The organism is Sphingobacterium sp. (genome assembly GCF_039596235.1).
Classification (GTDB): Bacteria; Bacteroidota; Bacteroidia; order Sphingobacteriales; family Sphingobacteriaceae; genus Sphingobacterium.
Genome location: NZ_JBCNKE010000010.1, coordinates 107,737 through 132,148, shown reverse-complemented (window position 1 = coordinate 132,148; position 24,412 = coordinate 107,737). Strand labels below are relative to the sequence as shown.

At 37.0% G+C, this 24,412-nt stretch carries 17 protein-coding genes; 12 read left to right on the top strand and 5 right to left on the bottom strand.

All coding sequences use genetic code 11. From position 1 onward, the window contains the following. Positions 1–111 precede the first annotated feature (111 nt). From ABDW32_RS19530 to ABDW32_RS19500, 7 genes are all read left to right on the top strand, one after another. Positions 112–3,339: a SusC/RagA family TonB-linked outer membrane protein gene (locus tag ABDW32_RS19530; protein WP_343565443.1), complete on the top strand. Its 3,228-nt coding sequence runs from the start codon at positions 112–114 to the stop codon at positions 3,337–3,339. A 3-nt stretch (positions 3,340–3,342) separates the two neighbouring features. Next, on the top strand, positions 3,343–4,821 hold the full coding sequence (locus tag ABDW32_RS19525; protein WP_343565441.1) for a RagB/SusD family nutrient uptake outer membrane protein: 1,479 nt from the start codon (positions 3,343–3,345) through the stop codon (positions 4,819–4,821). Positions 4,822–5,519: 698 nt separating this feature from the next. Continuing rightward, complete coding sequence (locus ABDW32_RS19520) at positions 5,520–8,657, top strand: SusC/RagA family TonB-linked outer membrane protein (RefSeq protein WP_343565439.1); 3,138 nt, start codon at positions 5,520–5,522, stop codon at positions 8,655–8,657. Between the two features lie 17 nt (positions 8,658–8,674). Next, the gene (locus ABDW32_RS19515; RefSeq protein ID WP_343565438.1) at positions 8,675–10,177 is read left to right on the top strand and encodes a SusD/RagB family nutrient-binding outer membrane lipoprotein; all 1,503 of its coding nucleotides are present in this window, start codon (positions 8,675–8,677) and stop codon (positions 10,175–10,177) included. 367 nt (positions 10,178–10,544) lie between these two features. Further along, positions 10,545–13,718 carry a TonB-dependent receptor gene (locus tag ABDW32_RS19510; RefSeq protein WP_343565436.1) on the top strand — a complete coding sequence of 1,058 codons (3,174 nt, stop codon included), beginning with the start codon at positions 10,545–10,547 and terminating at the stop codon, positions 13,716–13,718. Positions 13,719–13,735: 17 nt separating this feature from the next. Next, positions 13,736–15,238 (top strand): RagB/SusD family nutrient uptake outer membrane protein, encoded by a 1,503-nt coding sequence (locus ABDW32_RS19505; RefSeq protein ID WP_343565434.1) that lies wholly within the window; start codon positions 13,736–13,738, stop codon positions 15,236–15,238. A gap of 421 nt (positions 15,239–15,659) precedes the next feature. After that, positions 15,660–16,895, top strand: a complete 1,236-nt coding sequence (locus ABDW32_RS19500) for a porin (RefSeq protein WP_343565432.1) — start codon at positions 15,660–15,662, stop codon at positions 16,893–16,895. Between the two features lie 183 nt (positions 16,896–17,078). On the opposite strand, the gene ABDW32_RS19495 is transcribed toward ABDW32_RS19500, so the two are convergent. From ABDW32_RS19495 to ABDW32_RS19485, 3 genes are all read right to left on the bottom strand, one after another. Continuing rightward, the gene (locus tag ABDW32_RS19495) at positions 17,079–17,546 is read right to left on the bottom strand and encodes a DinB family protein (RefSeq protein WP_343565430.1); all 468 of its coding nucleotides are present in this window, start codon (positions 17,544–17,546) and stop codon (positions 17,079–17,081) included. A gap of 366 nt (positions 17,547–17,912) precedes the next feature. Continuing rightward, complete coding sequence (locus ABDW32_RS19490; RefSeq protein ID WP_343565428.1) at positions 17,913–18,674, bottom strand: SDR family oxidoreductase; 762 nt, start codon at positions 18,672–18,674, stop codon at positions 17,913–17,915. A gap of 94 nt (positions 18,675–18,768) precedes the next feature. Then, positions 18,769–19,683, bottom strand: coding sequence for a helix-turn-helix transcriptional regulator (locus tag ABDW32_RS19485; protein WP_343565424.1), 915 nt, complete (start codon positions 19,681–19,683; stop codon positions 18,769–18,771). Between the two features lie 183 nt (positions 19,684–19,866). On the opposite strand from ABDW32_RS19485, the gene ABDW32_RS19480 reads away from it, so the two are divergent. From ABDW32_RS19480 to ABDW32_RS19460, 5 genes are all read left to right on the top strand, one after another. After that, complete coding sequence (locus ABDW32_RS19480) at positions 19,867–20,292, top strand: organic hydroperoxide resistance protein (RefSeq protein WP_343565422.1); 426 nt, start codon at positions 19,867–19,869, stop codon at positions 20,290–20,292. Between the two features lie 3 nt (positions 20,293–20,295). Beyond that, positions 20,296–20,664, top strand: coding sequence for a DUF1304 domain-containing protein (locus ABDW32_RS19475; protein WP_343565420.1), 369 nt, complete (start codon positions 20,296–20,298; stop codon positions 20,662–20,664). Between the two features lie 13 nt (positions 20,665–20,677). Further along, on the top strand, positions 20,678–21,313 hold the full coding sequence (locus ABDW32_RS19470; RefSeq protein WP_343565418.1) for a nitroreductase family protein: 636 nt from the start codon (positions 20,678–20,680) through the stop codon (positions 21,311–21,313). 45 nt (positions 21,314–21,358) lie between these two features. Further along, a complete protein-coding gene (locus ABDW32_RS19465; RefSeq protein WP_343565416.1) occupies positions 21,359–21,796 on the top strand; it encodes a MarR family transcriptional regulator in 438 nt (145 codons plus the stop codon). A gap of 83 nt (positions 21,797–21,879) precedes the next feature. Beyond that, positions 21,880–22,308, top strand: coding sequence for a hypothetical protein (locus ABDW32_RS19460; RefSeq protein ID WP_343565414.1), 429 nt, complete (start codon positions 21,880–21,882; stop codon positions 22,306–22,308). Between the two features lie 22 nt (positions 22,309–22,330). Here ABDW32_RS19460 and nudK read toward each other — a convergent pair whose 3' ends face one another. Then, complete coding sequence (gene nudK, locus ABDW32_RS19455) at positions 22,331–22,912, bottom strand: GDP-mannose pyrophosphatase NudK (protein ID WP_343565412.1); 582 nt, start codon at positions 22,910–22,912, stop codon at positions 22,331–22,333. Between the two features lie 52 nt (positions 22,913–22,964). Then, positions 22,965–24,191, bottom strand: coding sequence for a hypothetical protein (locus tag ABDW32_RS19450; protein WP_343565410.1), 1,227 nt, complete (start codon positions 24,189–24,191; stop codon positions 22,965–22,967). Positions 24,192–24,412 lie beyond the last annotated feature (221 nt).

Below are 24,412 nucleotides of genomic sequence, written 5' to 3'. Positions count from 1 at the left end.
ATATAATGTAAATTCTTTGCTAACTGTAGACTATTATTGCTTATTGGAAAGTATGTTTTGCTAACCGAAGTATTCTATCAATAAAAAGATATTTTAATAAACGTAAATTATATGAAACACAAATTACTCAGCTTGTTCGTGGGTAGTATGATCCTTACTTCTGTAGCTTTTGCACAAGAGAAGAAAATCAGTGGTCGTGTTACCGGTTCGGATGGCAAGCCCTTAGCTGGTGTGACTGTCGTTGTCCAAGGGACAAATGTCGCTACCCAAACTGATGCCAACGGAAATTATTCCTTATCAACTGCAAGTGGTAAGGTGATCGTTTTTCATTCAGTTGGTTATACTGACAAAACTTTAATAGTAAAGGAAGGACAGAATGCTTTCAATATCATTTTGGAGGACGTAAATAATGCTTTGGAAGAGGTTATTGTCACTGCGTATGGTACGCAAACAAAAGAATCTGTTGCAGGATCAATTGCAACATTAAAAGCAAAGGATTTAGGGCAGGTACAATCCGCTAACGTTGTTCAATCTTTATCAGGTAAAGTAGGAGGTGTCCAAATTAGATCTACTACAGGACAACCTGGAGCCGCTGCTACTGTTCGGTTTAGGGGATTAGGTTCCATATCATCATCCAATGATCCATTGTATGTCGTTGACGGAGTGCCATTTAATGGTGATATAGCGTCTATATCTTCGCAAGATATCGAAGAAATTTCTTTCTTGAAGGATGCATCTGCAAATGCATTATATGGAAGCAGGGGGGCTAACGGAGTAATTATTATTACGACGAAAAAAGGTAAAAATACAGATAAAGTGGATATTTCACTAGATTCTAGAGTAGGATTCAATTCCCGTGCAACGAAGGATTACGATTATATCACAGATCCCGGCGAATACTACGAATTAAGGTGGCAACGTCTACGATTGGGAGAAATTGTTCTAGGTGAAAATGATGCAGATGCCCGAGCCTATGCTACGGAAAATCTGGTTAACGATTTAGGATATAATATTTTTAACGTAGCAAATAACAAAATAGTAGATCCGAAAACGGGAAAACTGTATCAGAATGCCTCAGTAAAATATCAGGATCATTGGAACGATTATCTATTCAAAAATAGCATAAGACATGAACATAATCTGAATTTTAAATATGGTAATGATAAGGTCTCTTCGTATTTGTCGGGTGGCTATTTAAAAGATAATGGGTACGTAGTAAATTCGGGTTTTGATAGGGTATCTGCAAGAGGGAATTTAGAGTTTCGTCCCTATCAATTTATGAAAGTCGGTGGTAATGTGAATTTCGCAAGTACTAAGGCCAGAGATCCGCAATCTGGAAAGGGGTCTGCTACTTATTCGAATCTTTTTTCGTGGTCAAGAAATCAAGCCCCTATTTATCCTATTTTTGCAAGGGACAAGAATGGTAATATTCTAAAAAATGCTGCAGGTCGAGAGATTTATGATTGGGGACGTGGGGAAACAACAAATCCAGATGGTACGGAAGCAAAAAGGCCTTACATAACAAATATGAACCCATATGCGTCCACATTACTTGATAGACAAACAAATAATAATACCAATGTAAGTCTGCGTACCTTTGCGTCTTTTGATTTCTTTAAGCATTTTAATTTCACTTACAATTTAGGATATGATTTTAGGGCTGCAAATCGTTTACGTTACGGGAATACAGAGGGCGGTGATGCGCAGCCATACGGTGGTTCTATAACCAATGCGCTAAATCATGAAAGTACTCTTACAAATCAACAGCTTTTAAGTTATGATAATACTTTCGGCGATCATAAATTAAATATCATGATCGGTCATGAAAGTTCCAATTATATGAATAAAATGCTTGCTGGATCAAAAACTTCTGTCGTGATTCCCGAGTCTATTTTTATCACGAATGCCAGTAAGTATAGTTTTTTAGACGGTTTTAATGATATTTATAAAGTCGAAGGCTATTTATCTAAATTGAACTATAGTTATCTAAATAAATACTACTTGAACGCTTCATTTCGAAGAGATGGATCATCCGTCTTTCATCCAGACTACAGATGGGGTAATTTCTACGGAATTGGAGGGGCTTGGGTAGTTTCAAATGAAGAGTTTTTGAAATCTAATAGCACCATTTCTAATCTAAAGTTAAAGATAAGTTATGGTGAGCAAGGGAATGATAACTTATACTATCCGGGATATGTGTCAATGGATCATCGGAATCATTTTGGTTTTTCTCGAAATTATTACCCATATATGGACCAATTTGAGATCAGGGCGGACGCTCAGGGAGATCCTGCTGTTAAACAAGTATATACTGGGACACAAGATCTAAAATGGGAGGTTTCAAGGAATTTTAATACTGGTTTCGATTTAAGTTTGTTTAAAAACAGGTTGAATGTGGAGTTTGAGTTTTTTATTCGGAAGGTATCCGATATGTTATATAACTTTCCACAGGCACCATCATCAGGAATTCCGGCAATCTCTAAAAATATTGGAGATATGAAGAATACTGGTTTTGAATTGGCAATAAATGGAGATGTTATAAAAACAGATGATTGGAACCTTAATCTATGGGCTAATGCAACTCATTATAAGAACAAGATTACTCGCTTACCTAAGCCGTTTGTTAATGACGGAATTTTCAGATTTGTTGAAGGAGAAAGCGCTTATACCTACTATTTAAGAGAGTTTGCTGGCGTTAATCCTGAAACTGGAAACGGTAAGTGGTATGTCGGTGAAAAAGACCCGTTGACGGCGAAGGCAACTGGAGAGAAGACAACTACAGAAACTTATACGCAAGGAACACAGTATTTGAGTAATAAAACAGCAAATCCAGATATATATGGAGGTTTTGGGCTAGACTTGCGTTATAAAAAGCTATCATTTAATGCGGGATTTGCGTATCAATTAGGTGGCTATATATTTGACGGGGTGTATCAAGGATTATTTTCCGAAGGAACTGGAATGGGAAGTAGCGGAGCTAATTATCATAAAGACATATATAATACATGGACACCAGAAAATAAAAATGCTACTATGCCAATATTATCCTCTGAAAATCAAACACAGTATAATTCGTCCGACATGTTTTTAATGAAAGCAAACTATATCAGTTTGGAAAATGTCGGTATTTCCTATGATATCTCGAATAAAACATTTGATAAGGCTGGAATTAAAAATGCAAGACTAAGCTTGCTTGGAAGCAATCTCTTTATGTTATCAAAAAGGAGAGGATTGGATCCTCGTATGATGCAACTAGGAGGAGAACTTAATAATGGTCTAACATTGAATAGTTATTCATTACTAAGATCTGTATCGTTTGGTTTAACAGTTAATTTTTAAACAATGAGAACAGCAAAAAAAATCATATACATATTAGCTGCAGGTATGCTTTTTTCTTCATGCAGTAAGAGTTTTTTGAATGTAGATCCAGAATCTACTATTAATTCCGATCAATTGTCCACTTCCTCAGCTGCAACACTTGGCTTACTTAAAGGAGTTCTAGCAACTTTAAGGACCGCACAATCAACGGGATATGCGGGGCATGAGGATCATGGTCATAAAGGGGTATTGTCTGTACTTGACTTAATGGGAAATGATGTGGTCATGGATAATTTGAACTGGGGAGGTTTCAATTATAATTATACTGGTCGTATATCGACCAATTCCAGATCCCATTTTCCCTGGTTTACTTATTATACGCAAATAAGAAATGTTAATACCATTATAAATAAAGTTGATGAGAATACTGAAGATAAACAACTTAAAGCAATTCGCGGACAGGCTATTGCTTTAAGAGGATATTTCCATTTCATGTTAGCACGTATTTATGGACCTACGTATGTTGGACATACTTCAGAACTTTCTATTCCCATTAGTGCGAAGGAACTTTCGTCCAAAAGAAATACGACAGAAGAGGTGTATGCTCAGATTGTTAGTGACTTGCGCAAAGGGATCGAAGAATTGGAAGGTTATACGAGACCTAATAAAGAAATGATCGATAAGCAAGTTGCACAGTCTTTTTTGGCTGATGTTTATTTAGAAATGGGGAATTACAAAGAAGCAGCCATCCAAGCGCGAGCAGCTCGACAAGGTTATGCGCTATTGGATAAGGCTGGTTGGCAGAATGGATTTTATGAAATTTCACAAAATGAAACAATGTGGGGGGCAGATCTCAATCCAGAATTAACAACCTATATTGCTACTTTCTTTGGTCTATACGACAATACAAATGACGATGGTTATTCATCTGGCGGAAATATTTCTATTGATAGAAGGCTGTACGAATCAATACCGGCGACAGATTATAGAAAGGAAATGTACGCTGGAAGTGAAGGGCAGGAGTTTACAGCTCCTAATGCGAAGGGAGCGCCTGTGACTACCAAATATGGTCCTTTCATTAGCTTTAAATTTCGAGATTTAACCCCTGGTCGTACTTCCGGCGATTACATTTATCTGCGTTCTGCTTTAATGTATTATGTCGAAGCGGAAGCTTTGGCAAAATCCGGTAATGAAGCCGGAGCAAAAGACGTACTATTTGAAATTACGAGTAAACGTGATCCACAATATTCTAAATCAACAAAAACTGGTCAGGCCTTGATAGATGAAATAATCTTGCAGAAGAGAATAGAGTTATGGGGTGAAGGCTTCGCTTGGTTTGATTTAAAGAGATTAAAATTAGGTGTTATTCGAAATTATCCGGGAACAAATCACCCTGGTTACGGTCGATTTAATATTCCTGTAGGTGATAACAGGTTTCTTTTTATGATTCCTCAAGCGGAAGTTGATGCAAATCCAGATATTTTACCAAATAACCCGCAATAATTAGGTTTAATTGAATTGGACTGCCAGCCAAAAAATTGGGCAGATTCCGTTATTTGTAGTGAGCTCGATATTCTATCGGGCTCATTTCATTTAAATTGTGTTTAATACGTTTTTTTATTCAGGAGCGTCCGACTGATAACTACCTGATTGAGAATAAATGAATTTTGTCAAGGAATCTAATTAAACGATAATAGCTTTTTGGCTGTTTTACACAGCGTAATTTAAATTTAAACTATTTTTTTCTTTATCTATCGAACTTATATAACTTCAATGTATTGCTGGTATACCTTAAGGTGAGTTGAATATCCATTTAGTCCTATTTATATAAGAATTAAGCTCTAGCAGAACTTTCCCTAATTTGGCTTATTTATTCCCTGATATAATATAATCGTGGTCTTTAGATCTTGAAAGCTATCAATAAAGTAATTTGTTGATACAATTTTTTTATGGAAGATAAATTTTATTTATTTGATATACAGCTTGTTGTGTTTGTTTGTGAACTAATTGTTATCAAGAAGTTATGCTTGCATTGTAAAAGTTAAAAAAAGTTATAATTTTGTGTTTAACATTTTTTAACAAATCGTAAGCTTTGTAGAAATGGGTTACTAACTAGGCACATACTATAATTGTTAGAAAGTAATAACGATACTAACCGGTTTTTCAGAGAAAATAAACATTTTTTTAATAAACATAAACATATGAAACACAAATTACTCAGTTTTTTCGTGGGTAGTATGATCCTAACTTCGTTGGCATTCGCTCAGGAGAAGAAAGTCAGCGGTCGCGTTACAGGAGCAGATGGCAAACCATTAGCAGGTGTAACGATTGTTGTACAAGGATCAAACGTAGCTACTCAAACAGATGCGAATGGTAACTATTCGCTTTCTGTGCCTACAGGAAAGATAATTGTCTTTCGTTCAATAGGTTTTGCAGATAAAACATTAATTGTAAAAGAAGGGCAATCAGCTTTTAATGTTACATTAGATGATTCTAATAACTCGTTGGAGGAAGTGGTGGTAACAGCATTAGGGGTAAAGAGAGAGAAGAGAGAATTAGGGTATTCAGCTGAACAAGTATCTTCAAAAACGATTAATCAAGCTAGTGCAGTAAATTTAGCAAATGGCCTTCAAGGTAAAGTAGCTGGTTTGAACGTTACAACGACAAGTTCGAGTGTAAACGAAGATGTAAAAATTAACTTACGTGGTATTCGTTCTTTAACTGGTAAAAATGACCCATTGTTGGTGTTGGATGGTATTCAAATGGATATCAAATATTTATCCTCTCTTAATCCGAACGATGTAGAAAATGTTTCAGTTTTAAAGGGTGGAGCTGCTGCCGCAATTTATGGTCCCGATGCGAGAAATGGTGTAATTATGGTTACTACTAAGAAGGGCTCAGATAATCCAATAATAAATTTAAGCCATTCAACACAATGGCAAAATGTATCATTTTTTCCTAAGTTACAAAAGCAATTTGGACAGGGTTATGACGGTATTATCGATCCGGTTGAAAACTGGAATTGGGGCCCTGCATTTGATGGTTCGACAATAGATATTGGACCTAAGCTTCCAGATGGGAGTCAGCAAACAACAACTTACAGTGGTACTGATGAACGTCAAAAATTCTATAACACCGGTGTTACAAATCAAACAGGCGTTTCATTGACGGCAAAAGATTTCTTTTTAAGTTTAGAGGATGCCTTGGTTAAGGGGATTGTGCCGGATGATAAAAATAGAAGAACGGGGATCCGGTTAAATTCTCAGAGAGAATTTGGTGTTTTTAAAGCAGGCGTAAATTTCAATTATACGCAACAGAATTACAATTTATATAATCAGACGGCTCAGGCAGATTATTTCTCAGCTCAAAATACAGGGGGTAACTCAGGTTTGTTTAGTCAGCTAATCAATACACCTGCCGACATTATTCTATCGAAATATAAGGATTATAAAAATGATAAATTTTCAACCTATGAAAATTGGTTTACTAACTATGGTTTGAACCCCTATTTTTCAATCGGTAATTGGCGCAAAGAAGGCAAAAAACAAGATTTAATAACCAATTTAGATCTAGGTTTAAAAGCAACAGACTGGTTGAATTTTACTTATCGGGCATCCTTAACTTCACGTAATATTGCCGAAAGAAATAAAACAGTAGGAGTGAACCCATCGGAGTGGGCTATTAATAGAGGAAAAGATCCAATTGCTGGGGCGATTGAAGAGTATAACTATAATCAAACAATTCTCACTTCAGATTTTTTTGCTGATGTGAACACTAAGATTGATGAAAATTTTACCTTTAAAGGAATTTTAGGAACATATGTTCGACAAAATGATTGGAGAGTAACCCGTGTAGGTGCTGATAATTTGGTTGTATCTGAGTTATATAATCTAAGTAATAGAATTGGTATTTTATCGGGGTCCTCTAATGGCTATCGGACTCGCCTTTTCTCATATTATGGTAGCGCGGGATTAAATTATAAGAATTGGGCAAATATCGAGGTAACTGGACGTTGGGATAAATCATCGACTTTAGCTATGGGAAATAATTCTTATTTCTATCCTGGGGTTAATGCTTCTGTTATCTTGACCGATGCAATTCCAGAATTGAGATCGGATGCGTTCAATTATTTGAAAATTAGAGGTGGGTGGACTAAAACGGCCAATTCGGATATTGACCCCTATTTCTTGGCAGCAACTTTTTCTCAACCTGCAACGAGTGGATTTCCATTTGGTTCTGTTCCAGGCTTGACTGCCAACAATACGACTTATAATCCTAATCTGAAACCAGAACGTATTAATTCTACTGAAGCTGGTCTTGAGGCTGGATTATGGAATAACCGTTTGACTTTAGAGGCTACGTATTTCTATAATAAAAACACTGACCAAATTATCAGTGTAAATATCTCCGAAGCATCAGGTTATTCAAGAAGTTACCGTAATGCAGCTTCTTTTAATAGCTATGGGGTAGATTTTGGTTTTAATATTACCCCAATAATAAAATTCAATAATGGTGGTGTTAACTTTAAAGGAAGCTTCCTCTGGAACGATTCCAAAGTTACTAGTATCGATGAAAGCCTTGGTTTGAATGAGCTTTCAGTAGGAGGATATGTTGCAGCTGGAAATTATGCAATAAAGGGACTTCCTGCATATCAAATGCGGGGAACAGATTATCGAAGAGATGATCAAGGGCGTATTATTGTAAGTTCAACTACAGGAAGACCGACTATTTCTTCTGATAACGTTAATTTTGGACGAACTTTGCCAAAATGGATTGTTAATTTGTCTCCTTCTGTTCATTGGAAGAATTTTAATTTATCGGCGATGTTTGAACATAAAGGAGGACATGTTGTATCGTTTTTTGGTTTAGGATCTGATATGGCCTGGACTGGAGTTTCCGAAGCGACGGTATATAATAATAGAGAACCATTTGTATTACCAAATTCTGTTATTGCTGATCCAAACAACCCCGGTAAATATATTGAAAATACATCCGTTAAAATCGGTGAGAAGGAAGCTATATATAATTATTATACAGGGGAGTTTAGAAGAGCGGCTTCCAATTTTATCGTAAGTGCAAATCAGTGGAGATTGCGCGAACTTTCTTTAACTTATGATGTGCCAGCAGAATGGCTAGCAGCACGCCAGAAAATAATTAAAGGTTTGTCCATAGCTGTTGTGGGACGTAATTTAGCATTATGGTTACCTAAAGAAAATAAATTTATGGATCCCGATTTTAATAGTATGACTTCGGATTATCCTAATGCCTATGGAAACGTTGATTCAAATGCTAATCCACCGGTAAGAAACTATGGATTTACGATTAATGCTAAGTTTTAACTACAAAAGAATTAAAGATGAAAAATAAATTTATAATAGCGCTATTTTCTGTAGTCTTAGCGACTACAGGGTGTAAAGATAGCTTCTTCGATATTAATGAAAATCCCAATAATCCTACAGAACCTACTGTTAAGGCTAGCTATCTTTTACCTATGGTACTTAAGCAAACTGCCACACGTATGGGAACAGAGTATAGCTGGGCAGCATCTTGGTCAGGTTATTGGGGGAGAGGTAGTGATTTCGGCCCAAGTTTGCCTTTGGAAAACTACGATATAACACCATCATTTCAACAAACCCAATGGGCTAATAGTTCTACATCATGGTATGACGTATTGACTGACGCTGATTTTATGGAAAAAAAAGGTAGGGCGACAAACGAACTATTTTATGTCGGAGCTGCGAAAGTCATGAAATCCATTGGATATATGTATTTGGTTGATATGTATAATAATGTTCCTTATTCGGATGCATTGCGTGGGGATGCTGCTGTTGCTCCTAAATATGATAAAGCAGAGGATATCTATAAAGACCTATTAATTCAGCTTGACTCCGCTCGCCTTATTTTTAAGAAAGGAGTGACAATTAGTGACGAGATTAGAAATGCAGACGTGCTATTTGGCGGCGATTTGACAAAATGGCGTAAGTTGGCCAATACACAGGCACTGAAATTATTGATTCATCAATCCGAATTTAATAAAACACCGAGTGCTGAGATAGCAAAAATTACGGCAGATGGCAGTGGCTTTATCGAATCTAACAAATCAGCCAATCTTACTATCGCATTTGCAATGGCGGCGAACCAAGTAAATCCAGTTTATTCAACTTATGTTGCCAACCAAAATGGTACATTGGCTGATGGATTTAATCGTGTGAGCAATTACTTATTGAATAGATACAAAAATAACAATGATATTCGTTATCAATATTTATTCTTGCCTGCTAGAAACCCTGTTGATCCTAATAATCGATGGGTTGGTAAAGACCTTGGAGCAACAAATGTCAAAGGAGCATCTTCGTCTCAAGAATCAATTGTAATTGGTACAGGAATTTTGAAAGATGGAACACAGCCCCTATGGTTAATGACATCGGTTGAAAGTTTGTTTTTGCAAGCTGAAGCTATTCAACGTGGCTGGATATCAGGCGATGCAAAAATGGCCTATGAAAATGCTGTAAAGGAATCATTTAATTGGTTAAAGGTCGCTGACGCAAATACAGTGTCAACTGCTTTTTTACTATCCCCATCTGCAAATTGGGCAACAGCTTCAAATAAATTGGAATTGATAATTAACCAAAAATATTTATCGCTTCCAGGTATAAATAATTTTGAAGCATACGTTGATTACAGAAGGCTAGGATATCCTAAAGACGTACCTCTTTCTAAAAACTCGAGTATAGGAGATAGGAAAATTCCTTTGCGTTTGATGTATCCTCAAAACGAGTATAGTTTTAACAGCGTAAATGTTAAAGCCCAGGGGGATATTGATCCACAAAAGAGTAGAATATTTTGGGATATCAATTAACTACACTATTAAACTAAGATATTCAGGAATTTGACGCTAATTGATAATTAGAGGTTTGAAAATTCGTTAATTCTCTTAAATAACCTAAGAAAGGGTCAATTCTTAATAAGATTGGCCCTTTTTTTTGGCCGATTTTTATTTAAATAATTTTCTGAAATCTGTTTATATATTTTTGTTACAATATTGCAAATATAAAAGTTTATATTATCTTTGTTTTTAACAAAATCTTAACATTTCGATTGATTTTGCTAAATGCTAACTGTATTAGTCTAAAGTAGGACTCATCGCTTTTTTTAATGCAAATAAATTACATGGATATCCTATGTAATATTTACTGTGAAATAGATATACTAATTAAATTAAATATATGAAACACAAATTACTCAGTTTTTTCGTGGGCAGTATGATTCTTACTTCGGTTGCTTTTGCGCAAGAGAAAAAAGTAAGTGGTCGTGTAACCAGTGCTGATGGCCGGCCATTAGGTGGGGTAACGATTGTAGTACAAGGATCAAACACAGCTACACAAACAGATTCAAATGGTAATTATTCGATTACTGTGCCAAATGGGAAAATTATTGTTTTTAGATCGGTTGGTTATGCTGATAAAACATTAATTGTGAAAGAAGGGCAATCATTATTCAATGTTTCGCTCGATGACCAAAATGAAAATTTGGAAGAAGTTGTCGTTGTTGCGTATGGAACTGCTAAGAAGAAGGAAGTAACAGGTTCAATGGCTACGATGAGCTCACAAGACTTAGAGAAAAGGGTTGTAACCAATGTAACAAATGCATTAGCAGGTATTGCTCCGGGGGTAGCAGTAAATGCTGGTAATGGCCAACCTGGTACTGGATCTTCTATTCGTTTACGTGGTTTTGGGTCGATGTCCGCATCCCAATCGCCACTATTAGTTGTTGATGGTTCGGTGTTTGATGGTGAGATAGGTGACATCAATGGATCGGATATTGAAAGTATATCAGTTCTAAAGGATGCCACTTCAGCTGCGCTATATGGATCAAGAGCAGGTAATGGTGTTATAATCATTACAACCAAAAAAGGAAAAAGAGGAGGATCATTAAATTTTAATTTCTCACAGGGGCTTTCGTCGCGGGGAATTCCCGAGTATGACCTGGTAGATACATATAATTATTATCCTGTTGTATTTCAGGCTATCAAAAATTCTTTGATGTTTCCGAATAGTGGAACCCCTCTCTCTGAAGCAGATGCAGCACAAAGGGCGAAAAATACAGTTAAAAATAATCTTGTTTACAACCCATTTAATGTTGCCGATAATGAAATTGTCGGTTTAGATGGTAAAATGAACCCTAATGCGAAATTATTGTATGATGATTTCGATTGGTATAAATATATAGTACGAACAGGCAAAAGAACCGAAGCTAATATGAGTGCTTCAGGTGCTTCGGATAAATCTGATCACTATGCTTCGTTTGGTTACTTGAAAGACCAGGGATATGTGCAACAATCTGATTTTGAAAGGTTCAATGGACGCTTGAATTTAAATACACAAGTTAAAAGTTGGTTAAGAGCTGGTTTTAATATCGCCGGAAGTATGTCGCAAGGCAATCTCGCTGCCGACGCATCTACAGGAAATGGTTCATCTTTTGTTAACCCTTTTAATTTTATCAGAGGAATTGGTCCTATTTATCCTGTTAAAGCTTGGGATAATGAGGGAAATCCCGTTATTAATCCCATTACTGGAGAACAGTGGTATGATTATGGAATGCATCCTGGCGCGGTAAATCGTCCGCAAGGAGCTAATCCTGGACGACATGTTTATTATGAAACATTGGTTAATGATCGTGACAATAAACGGACTTTATTGAGTTCAAGAACATTTGTAGAGATTAAATTCCTCAAAGATTTTACATTTACTCCTAGCTTTAACGCTGACCTTAGAAATAGGACATATCGTACATTTTGGGATAACACGGTTGGTGATGGTGTTACTTTAAATGGATCCGGTTACGAACTAAATTCGCAAATAAGATCATTTACTTTTAACCAAATTTTAAACTATACAAAGAAGTTTGATAAGCATAACGTTTCTGCAATCTTAGGACATGAAAACTATGACTATTATTTGCATAGTGCTGCAGCGGAAAAGAGAGGGTTAATCTCAGCTGGTAATATCGAATTTGACAACTTTGTAACCCCATATTCAATCAGCGGATACACAGATAAAAATAAGCTGGAATCTTATTTTGCAAAAGCTTCGTATAATTTTGATGAAAAATACTTCTTTGACGGAAGTGTGCGTCGTGATGGATCATCAATTTTTCACCCAGATAAGCGTTGGGGAACATTCTTTTCACTTGGGGGGGCTTGGGCTTTAAAGAAAGAGAAATTTTTGGAAAGTGCTGAATGGCTTAGTGATTTGAGGCTAAAGGCTTCTTATGGACAAGTTGGAAATAATAATCTTTTGGATCCCGATGGCAATACTATATTTTATGCATATCAATCTCTTTATACTTTAGGTTTAAACAATGGTGTATCTCCTGGAACCTTGTTATATAGTGCTCCAAATCCGAATTTAACATGGGAAAGCTCGAATACGTTCAACGCTGGAGTTAATTTTGGCCTTTGGAACAACCGCTTAACGGGAGAAATTGAGGTTTATAAAAGAGGGTCAGATAAGTTATTATTGTCCGTTCCTCTTCCTGTCTCAGACGCAATTAATACGCAAATTAGAAACGTGGGTGCAATGTATAATTCGGGGATAGAAGTCTCGTTAAATGGAGACGTGATTAGAAACGATCAATTTAGATGGAATTTGGCTACAAATTTTACAACATTTAAAAATAAGATTACAAAAATGCCTACGGAAAATCCAGTTATTACGTCTGGAACTAAACGTCGGGAGGTTGGAAAAGATTATTACTCTTTTTGGTTAAGACAATATGCTGGAGTTGACCATACAGATGGAGCTTCACTGTATTTACCAGCTGAAGGTACGGAGGCGAAAAATATTACAGTGATAGACGGGAAAGAGTATGTTAAAAATCAAAATTATGCAAAATTTGACTATTCTGGATCAGCGATACCTGACTTTGCTGGAGCAGTTACAAACACATTTAATTATAAAGATTTTTCGCTGTCTTTTCTAATAACATATCAGATCGGAGGAAAATTCTATGATTCTAACTACGCAGGCCTAATGGGGACTTCTTCCTATGGTAAGGCATACCATGCTGATGCGCTAAAAGCTTGGACAACAGAAAATACAGGTAGTGATATTCCAAGGCTTGATGCTGCAAATTCTACAAATATTAATGCGGCTTCGACTAGATGGTTAATCGATGCATCTTATTTAAGCTTTAGAAATGTGAACTTCGCCTATTTATTACCAAAATCTTTTTTGAGCAAACTTGATGTGTCCAACGCGCGGGTATTCTTTACAGGAGAAAATTTAGGATTAATTTCTAAAAGAAAAGGGATGAATCCAACGGAAAGCTTTGATGGTACAAATTCAAGTACCTATTTGCCGAGTAGAACGTTTACCGTGGGAATTAATGTTTCATTTTAATTATTTGAGAACAGGTTATGAATAAAATATATTTAACTTCAGGACTGATCGCTTTACTTGCGTTTAGTTCATGTAAAAAAGATTACTTAGATACCGCACCTACAAATAGGGTGGATATATCGAAAGTCTTTACAACGACAGAAAATGCGAATACAGCCTTAAGCGGAATTTATCGATATATGTTCGAACGGACTAATGAGGTTGCTAGTAATCAGCAGAATAAACCGGGTGTTGGCGGAATTTTATTGGATATGGATTTTATGGGTGAAGATCTTGGTATATCTTCTGGTAATTGGTTCACATCTACTGGAGAGGGTAATTGGGTTGGACATAGGGCAGATAATCATGCGGTGACTTTTTATGTTTATCGTACATTTTATAAGATTATTGGAAATGCCAACTTCATTATCGATAACATAGATAAAGCTGAGGGAACGGAGGCTGAGAAAACAAGAATTAAGGCTGAAGCGTTAACCCTTCGAGCATATGCTTATTCTTTTTTGATTCAGCTTTATGCGAAGCGCTATAATGCCAATGCAAAGCCAAATAGCCAGCCTGGGATACCTTTATTATTAAAATCTTCTGACACCGCAAAACCAAGAGAAACTGTAGAGAATGTTTATGCAGCGATTATTAATGACTTAGAAGAAGCTATCAAGCTCAATGTTGAAACACGTGGAAATAAGTCACAGGCAAACGTGCATGTCGCTATTGGTCTGCGTGCGCGTGTCGCTTTGACTATGCAGGATTATACAAATGCAGTTAAATATGCAAGTATGTTTATTGCTACCGGAAAATATCCGCTCATGGATCAGGCGACTTATCAGAAAGGTTTTAATGATGCTACACTGATGAGCGAAGAAGTTTGGGCTTCTATGCCAACAGCAGACCAAGGGGATACCTTTGGATCTTATTTCGCTCAAATTGCCTATAATGCTAATACATCATTTATGAGGGCTAATCCTAAACGAATAAATTCAGCATTATACGATAAAATATCTGTTACTGACGTTCGTAAAAAAATGTGGGAACCGAAACCGACTGCAGATAATTTCCCTCTTCCGGCTTCCACATTTGCGAGACAAGAGTATATGTCACGTAAATTTGCTGTTAAGGCTGCAGGTGGAACTTTAGGAGACGTTCCTTTGCTACGTGCTTCAGAGATGTATTTGATCTTAGCAGAAGCCTATGCAAAATCTAATCAGGATGGGCTCGCTCAAAATGCATTATATGATCTGGTAAAAGTTCGTGATTTATCAGCGGTAAAATCTACCCAAACAGGACAGAATTTAGTTGAAGAAATATTAATACATCGTCGTGTTGAGCTTTGGGGAGAGGGTTTTAGATTTTTAGATTTAAAGAGACTGAACCTCCCCTTAGATAGAACAGTCGTTCCTAATTATGTATCGGGCTCTGTTAATAACTGGATGACTGTAGCAGCGGGAGACGATAGTTGGCAATACCTTATCCCTAGAACTGAAATGGAATCCAATCCCAATATTGGAGAACAGAATAAATAACAAAGTTTTTTTATCAACTCTATTTTTGAATTGAAAAAAACCATATTTATTCTCAAATGGAAAAACCAACAAGCTGTTTTGCTTGTTGGTTTTTTTATTGATAGATAGCTCTGCAAAAGTATTATTATCAAATTATTAATTTTATGTATATAAATTAATAGTCTAACAATTTATTAATATTAACTTAACATTGAGAGTCTATTTTTACGGCATTGAAAAGAGAGGCATGTGATTAATGAAAATGTGGAATGCGCCTATACTCATTCATTATATTAGGAGATTATTTTATTTGACAAAATCGTCAGTATATTGAGGTTGTACAAAGAATTGATCGATCTGATCGCTTCGTAGCAGCTGAAAGAAACCGAGTGAAAGGCGCCCTTTATACGGTGGGACTAAACACTCATAAATATTTAAATAGATGAAAAAAGCACTTTTACTCGCTAGTCTGATAGGCCCAGCAATAGCCATGGCGCAAAATAACAATGCACCTTCAAGTTATGATCCACATGATATCAAAATCACAGGATACCTTCAGACGCAGTTTCAAAAGGCGCAATCACCGGGGATAACCTCCTTTTCTGGGGGCGATTTTTCCAAGAATTCTGACAATCGTTTTATGATCCGACGTGGCCGACTTAAGATCGACCGTGTGGACACTTATTCTAGTATTGTATTCCAGCTCGATGCGACGCAGGACGGCGTACAATTAATGGATGCTTTCATCCAATTACGGCACCCTGATCAAAAGGGCCTGAGTCTCACCGCTGGTCTCTTCAACCGCCCGTTTGGGTATTCAATTGTTTATTCTTCTGGTTACCGTGATTTTCCTGAACGGGCACGTGTTTTCCAAACTTTAATGCCACGTGAACGGGATCTTGGAGGAATGGTTAGTTATCATCCTGGCGGGAAAATAAAATTCTTAAATCTAGATTTAGCTTTGGTTAATGGAAGTGGGCACTCGGCCAAAGATTATGACTCAAAAAAGGATCTGATTGGTAACTTAGCCTTTAAATTCGACAGTCTTGCAGATAAAAAATTGCATGTCGGTTTTGGAGGCTCTTTCTATAAAGGTTCTGTCCGTAACGATACCAAAACCTATTATACAGCTCTCACAAACGGTTATACAGCGCATACCAGTGATGACAACCTAGGAAAAGCCATTGGTCGTAATTACTATGGGGCAAACTTGCAGGTTGAACTGGATAATACCTTCGGGAGATCCAGCTTCAAAACCGAATATGTGGCCGGTGATCAACCAGGTGTCGCTGGAGGAACCGATATCAAAGGCCCTTACGCAAGCAGAAGTTTTACGACACAGCCCGTGACAGACTTATATCAACGGAAATTTAACGGTTATTACCTTTGGTTTACACAAGAAATTGCAAAAACAGGTGTGACAGCGCTATTAGCTTACGATGTGTATGATCCCAATACAAAAGCAAGTGGCATGACAATAGGAATGCCTGATAATTTTACAGCGGACGGTGATGTGAAATTTAGCACATTGGGGTATGGTCTTGCTTATCAGATCAGTAACAGATTAAAGCTTACCGTCTATAATGAACATGTGACCAACGAGAAAACGAGCTTGAAGAATTTTTCTGATGATCTCAAAGACAATGTTTTTACAACCCGACTGTTATATCGTTGGTAGAATGTACTTCTCGAGTTCTATTTGAATGTTCAAAAATTAAAATAAACTCTGCTAGCAATTTCAGCTGGATGATAATCGTCAATAGGGGATATCGATACATTCACCGCATGAGTAGTTCTGGTACCTTGGGCAATGGAATATCTCCTATACATAAAATACTTGATTTAGGGGCTGTTTTTCCTCTTATTGCATAATTATTTTTTTGATCAATACAATTTGTCCCAAATGATAGTAACTATGCTCAATCACCCCTTCGATATTTCTTAGATAGGAGCCATATTTTTCATCAAAAAACGGTTGGTTAAAAATTTCGGCATCAAATCGCTCGATCTTATTTGCGAAGTGTTCCGCATTTTGGATAAAATCAGCTATGAGTTCATCCCAATCTGATTTACCGGTTATTTCAGGTAAATCAAAACTGAATTTATCATTGATTTCCAGTTTTCCCGTTTCAAATGCAGCGAGCAATCCCTTTAAATAATAATTGATGTGATAAGTGAGTGCAGCAACACTGTTTAAATTATTGATCTTAATAATGGCCTGTTCCCAACTGATGTCTGCTAGTTGTTCCTTATAATTGGTATTTGCAATCCAACGGCCGTTTAGCAGAACTTCTCTAAGCCTGTTTGCAATAAATAGTTGCTTTTTCATCCTCCTAAATTTTCTATTGTTCAATACTTCCCTTGATAAAACTTAGATCTTTAAAGTTAGGCTAAGATCATGAGGTCTATATATTGTTTTCCTAATGCTAATTTACACACAATTTTCTTCTTCTTATACTTGCAATCAGTTGTTAATAAGGATTTTATTGAAAGTTACATTATCATGTATAAAACAAGTTTAGGAGTTCAAAGTGCGAAGTAATAAAATCGTCCATGTTTCTGAATGAAATGAAATCGGCATATATCCATTTCAATAAACTTTAAACAAAAGGGAAGGAGTTAACATGAGTTTTAAAATAAGTATCTATCTTGTTTTATAGCACAAGATAGATACCTTTGAGCTGATTAGATGCAATTAAAGGTTCATACCGCCAGATGCTTCAATGCGTTGTCCATTGATCCATCGGGCATCATCTGTGCACAAAAAAGCGACAATCCCACCAATGTCGTCTGGAAGACCGGCGCGGCCTAAGGCTGTTACACTTGCGACATAAGCATTGGTATCTTTATTGTCACGAACATGTCCACCGCCAAAATCGGTTTCAATAGCGCCTGGGGCAACCACGTTCGCTGTAATACCACGCGAGCCCAGCTCTTTGGCAAGATATCTTGTCAAGACTTCGATGGCGCCTTTCGCCGAGCCATAAGCGGAAGATCCAGGAAGCGTAAAGCGGGCGAGTCCGGAAGAAATATTGATAATACGTCCGTTGTCATTTATAAAAGGAAGTGCTTTTTGAGTGAGGAAAAAAACACCCTTATAGTGGATATTATATACCGCATCAAACTGTTCCTCGGAGGTCTCAATAAAAGGAGCGTATAAAGCCGTACCTGCATTATTGATCAGAAAATCAAAATTTGATTGACCTGTTTGATTTTTTAGATGGTCGGTTACTGTCCTAATAAAAGAATCAAAGGATCTTGTATCCCCCGCATTCAATTGAAATGCCGCTGCATGCTGTCCCAATGCCTGAATCATGGACACGACATGATCCGCTTCCTTTTTATTGCTGTTATAAGTCAGTATGACATCGATTCCTTTTTTAGCAAGATTAATTGCCATGTTTCTTCCCAAGCCCCGGCTTCCGCCAGTTACCAACGCGATTTTATTTGTAGCCATTTTTATTTTGTTTTAAGAAATTAATAGTACAAATTTCGATCAATGAGCTTGTAGTAAGTTTGTGAAAAGCAAATGAATATTTGCGAAATTCAAATTATGAAGTTTGTGAACGAAATTGGTTAGGAGAAAGATTAGTCTGCTTTTTAAAAAAATTGGAAAAATGTGCTATCTCCTCAAAACCCAGCGAATAAGCGATCTCCGAGATATTCCAGTCGGTTTGCCTGAGGAGGATTTTCGCCTCTTGTGTGATTCTTGAGCCAATTACATGAGTTGTGGTCTTACCTATATTGTCCTTGAGAATTTTATTGAGATGGTTTACATGGATGGCGAGACGTTCTGCAAAATCATTGGCTGTTCGCAATTGCATCCGTTGCATTGGAGACTCAATGGGAAATTGCCTTTCCAACAACTCAACGAAAAGCGAGGTAATTCTAGTTGATGCGTTGTGCATCGGATTACTGATGCTCTTCGGCTGTAGTTTTTGTCCATAATGAATAATTTCAAGGACATAATTTCGCAGCAGGTCATATTTAAACATATAATCCGAAGATAATTCCTTGTTCATTTTTTTGAATATCTGTTCGATTTCAACGTGCTGTTCAGTAGTAATCTGGAAAATAGGAAACCCACCAGGCTGAAAGATAGGTAGTTCGTCCAAGACGATCCCACTTTTATTTCGGATTAAAAATTCACCGGTAAAAACGCAAAAATAGCCTTTTTGATGTTCATCTTTGGGTATCCAATGATAAGGAACCTTCGGTGTTGCGAATACCAAGGCGGATTCCTCAATTTCGATTACTTTATCAGCATATTCAGCTGTATTTTTTCCCGTGATTAAACTGATTTTGTAATAAGTGCGCTTATTGTAAGGCATGATGGACTTTCCTTTCAACTTTGCCGCGAGTTCTTCAAAGCTAAACACGTTGAAATGCCCGATCTCATGTGCTATTTCTTTAGGTATAGGAGCATTGATCTCATTGTAGAATTGTTCAATGGTAGTTGTTTCCATAATAACATACATTTTGCGATAATCAAATTTACTTCTTTATTTTATTACACGAGTATTTGTTATACCCATTTATCTAGAAGTAGGAATACAAATTTTCATTTTAATGTCAACAATCCAATTATATTTTGCACAATATAATTTTTCAATATACATTTGTAACATTGAAACAAAAACATATTTAATATGAAAACATTGTATACAATTGGCGCTACAGCTACAGGAGGACGAAATGGTCAAGTGAAAAGTGACAACGGTGTATTAGATTTAACTGTTCGTATGCCGAAAGGTCTCGGTGGTGCGAACGACGAGTACGCAAATCCAGAAATGCTTTTCGCTGCGGGTTATGCAGCTTGCTTTGACAGTGCTTTGAATTTGGTAATTCGACAAGAGCGCGTAAAGACAGGTGAGACCACCGTCAAGGCTCAGGTAAGTATCGGGCAATTGGAAAATGGTGGTTTTGGTTTGGCGGCAGCATTACATGCTAATATTCCCGGAGTCAGTTTGGATGTTGCGCAACAGTTGATTGAAAAAGCACATCAGGTATGTCCATACTCAAATGCGACCAGAGGTAATATAGAGGTGAAATTAACAGTATCAAACAACGAATAATAGATGAATCATATTGCCACAGTACTCACCGTACTGGTACTTATAGAACATGTCTATATTGTATGGATGGAAATGTTTGCATGGGAAACCGCCGGAAGACGTAGCTTTGGTAAAGCCCTACCTGCGGAACTATTTAAGCCTACAAAAGGTCTTGCTGCAAATCAGGGTTTATATAATGGTTTTTTGGTAGCGGGTTTGGCTTGGTCATTTTTTATTCATGATCCGGTCTGGAGTGAAAATGTGCGACTGTTCTTTTTGGGCTGTGTTCTTATCGCAGGTCTTTTCGGAGGCCTTACCGCAAGTAAAAAGATATTCTTCGTGCAGGGAGTTCCTGCTTTACTGGCAATACTATTCGTTCTTTTTTCAAAATAAATAAGTAAATAAAATGTCATTAATAACAGACTTACAATGGAGACACGCTGTGAAAGCCTATGATCCGACAAAAAAAGTTTCCCAGGAAAATATAGACAAGATATTGGAAGCAGCTCGCTTTGCGCCAACCTCTTCGGGTTTGCAACCTTTTAAAGTATTGGTCGTTGAAAATCAGGCCTTGAAAGAAGAATTGGCAAAAGGAGCTTTAAATCCGGAATGTATGCGCGAATGTTCTCATGTACTGGTTTTTGCAGCTTGGGATAAGTATACCGCCGAGCGTATCGATAAAGTATATGATTTCACGACCGATGAGCGAGGTTTACCTCGTGGCCGTTTTGGATCTTATACGGATAAATTGAAATCCATCTATCTGAACGAGGCTGCGGAACATAATTTTGCACACACGGCACGGCAGACTTATATTGCTCTTGGTTTAGCTTTGGCACAAGCTGCGGAACTCAGGGTTGATTCCACTCCGGCAGAAGGCTTTGATAATAAAGTTGTGGATGAAGTGTTGCAGTTGGAAAAACTCGGTTTGAAAAGTGTATCATTAATGTATGTCGGGGTTGCCGATGCTTCCCGTGATTGGATCTCTACGATGAAAAAAGTACGGGTACCGAAAGAAGAATTTGTTGTTGAATATAAATAGAAACAGCATATATTTCAAACCTTAAGAAAACAATATCTTTGCAAGATGGATGATTTATTGAAATTGGACAAACAGTTATGTTTCTCTGTATATGTTCTGCATCGGGAGATTATGCAGCAGTATCGCACTATACTAGCTGACGTAGATCTGACTTATCCACAATATATTACAATGATGGCGTTATGGGAAAATAACGAACAAACTGTAAACCAATTGGGAGAGAAGTTGTTTTTAGATAATGGTACTCTTACGCCTCTACTGAAAAGACTAGAGGGGAAGTTGTTACTTACTCGTACACGAAGTAAGACCGATGAAAGGGTTGTAATGATCCGCCTTACAGATCTGGGTCTGCAACTGAAAGAGAAAGCCAGCTGTATTCCAATGCAAATTTTTGAAGCATTAAAACTGGAGTATTCAGATATGCAGCAGCTTAAAGCTTTGGCAGATAAAGTTGTGGCGAATGCAGGGATAGCTGATATTTAAATGATGTGTTGGTCCCGTTATAATCTTGTCTTTTTTAGCCGGATTTTTAGCTAATTTTGGAGAAATCAAATTTTATCAAGAGAATGCGTCTAATTGCAATCGCTATCTATTGTGTCTTGCTGATATTTTCCTTAGCAAGTTGCGAAGAAAAAAGAAGGGATGCAGCATTGTTGAGATATATAGCGTATAGCAATCGCGATAGTGCCCAACTGGAACTCGATCTTTTTGAAAGCCGTTTTCATGGAAAACTACGTTTTTATAGACCGGGTGGTGAAATTGATTCAGGAGAAGTTCGAGGAGACATCAAAAATGATACACTGGTCGGTGATTATTACTATACACCATTTGGCTGGGGACAGAAAAAAAGGAGACCCTTTATTTTACTTAAAAAAGGGTCTCAATATATTTTAGGAACCGGTATGGAACAAGTATATATGGGTATTCCTCATTATATACCGTCAACCATCAGTTTTGAGCGGGCTAAATTTATTTTCAACAGCGTGAGCCATTAACATGATCTGGTAAAAGGAACTCTTACATGATATTTTTCAATTTAATATATTGTAAGAGCATAATTGTCTTTCCATCTTTGATTTCACCACTTTCGATCATAGCCAGAGCATCTTGGATATTGACTTCTAAAATTTCGATATTTTCTTCTTCTTCCTGCAAACCACCGCCATCACTGACCTTCATATTGTTCGTGTATTCCGCGATAAAGAAATGCAAGATTTCAGTGACTGAGCCGGGCGACATATACGCTTCAAATATTTTTTTTGCTTCCTTAATCTGATAACCGGTTTCTTCTTCGGTTTCTCTTCGAATACAATCTTGTGGCGAATCCTGATCTAGCAGACCGGCACAGGCCTCTATCAACATCCCAGATTCATTTCCATTTATATAGGTTGGAATTCTAAATTGCCTTGTTAATATAACAGTTTGGTATTCTGTATTATAAAGTAGTATTACAGCGCCATTCCCACGATCATAAGCTTCCCGGCTTTGCTGTTGTACCGTTCCGTCCGGTTTTGTATATTGATAGGTAACTTTTTTTAAAGTATACCAGTTATCAGATAAAATTTCTGTTTTTACGATTTCAATATCTTTGATTGCCATTTCTTAGTGTTAAGGTCAAGCTATAAAAGTAAGTATTACCGCTCATATTCTTCTATTTTAACCCTTCTTCCAATATTTTTTTACTCAATTTAAATTCCCTATAGCCAAACGCCCCTGATTTATAGCCAATAACAGCGCCAAATTCGATGTCGTTTGTTGAAGAGGATTTGACAAACACTGCCGAACGATAAACATTCCATGAAGCTAAAGGTTTTTCAAACACACGGAAATGTATGCCATCTTTTGAATAAGCCAGATAATTTAAATCGGAAGAATATCTGTCCACATTTCCTATTGCAAGACAAAGAAAATAATAACCATCAATATAGGCTGCTTGTAAGTGCCAGGTCGAATAATTCTTGTTTAGTTCAAGCCATGGTTTATTAATGAATTTAACCTGCTTACTATTTCTATATGGCGTAAAATCCAAACCATTCGATGAGGAACGCTGTAAGATGTTTGTTATGATAGGTGATGGATATGTTGGTTTGAAATCGACCTCATAGCTAAATATTTCATTTTCGTTTCTGATAAAGGATGGCGATATGATATGATTGTCCTGAACAGAAGCGGGTTCATTGCTCGAGTATGCGACTTCAAGTGGAGTCCAATGGATTCCATCTCTTGAAGTTTGACGCACAACGATACGCTCGGCTTCTTGAATTAGTTTTCTCGTATTGTTTTCACTCTTTGCTCCCCATTGTTTTAAAATTTTAGTCGAGAAAAAACATCCCCTGTAATATAACTCAAACTCCTTTCCGTTAAAGTTCCAATCGACATCAGACCAATAGCCTTGGTTAGGCATACCGCTAGGAGGAATATACGAATCTTCCAAAGCAGGGCGACGTTGTATTGGGTTGGTCAATCCAACTGGGGTAATCCATTCTTTACCATCATTCGAAACCACAACACTGGGATTTTCATATAAAGAGGCTGCTCGATCAGAGCCTAATATACCAAAATAGGGTGTAAAGACCATCCAATATTTATACCCGTTGAAGCCTTTTGGAAAATACTCCACATCAGGATGGCAATAGCTCGCATTTTTCCCGGATATATCCTTAATCAATTCAGGTTGTGACAATCCCGGTTCGTTCGCGTTGGCTATCGTATTAATCTTTATTGAGGCCAAATCGTCTGTAAATCCTATTGGAATAGGCATTTTACTTTTATCGACAGGCTCGGGATCAACTGGGGGATTGTGAGGTGAAATGTCTTTTCTACACCCAATAAGCAACAATAAACCTAAAAAGAAATAGGTGGATCTTTTGAAAAACATGGTCGAAGAATAAAAATAAGATAATATGGATATGGCAATTTTTTGGTATTACTTTCCCTGTTGATTTTAGCTAAGCCAAGACAAAATTGATGTATTTTTTTTATTTCGCAAAATATATTTTTCAGCGGTAATAATTAAATTAATTCAGATGTTTAGTTCATTATTAGTTGTACGGGTTAATTCCTTTTCAAATATTTTCCTTGCGGTAGTTTTTATATTTT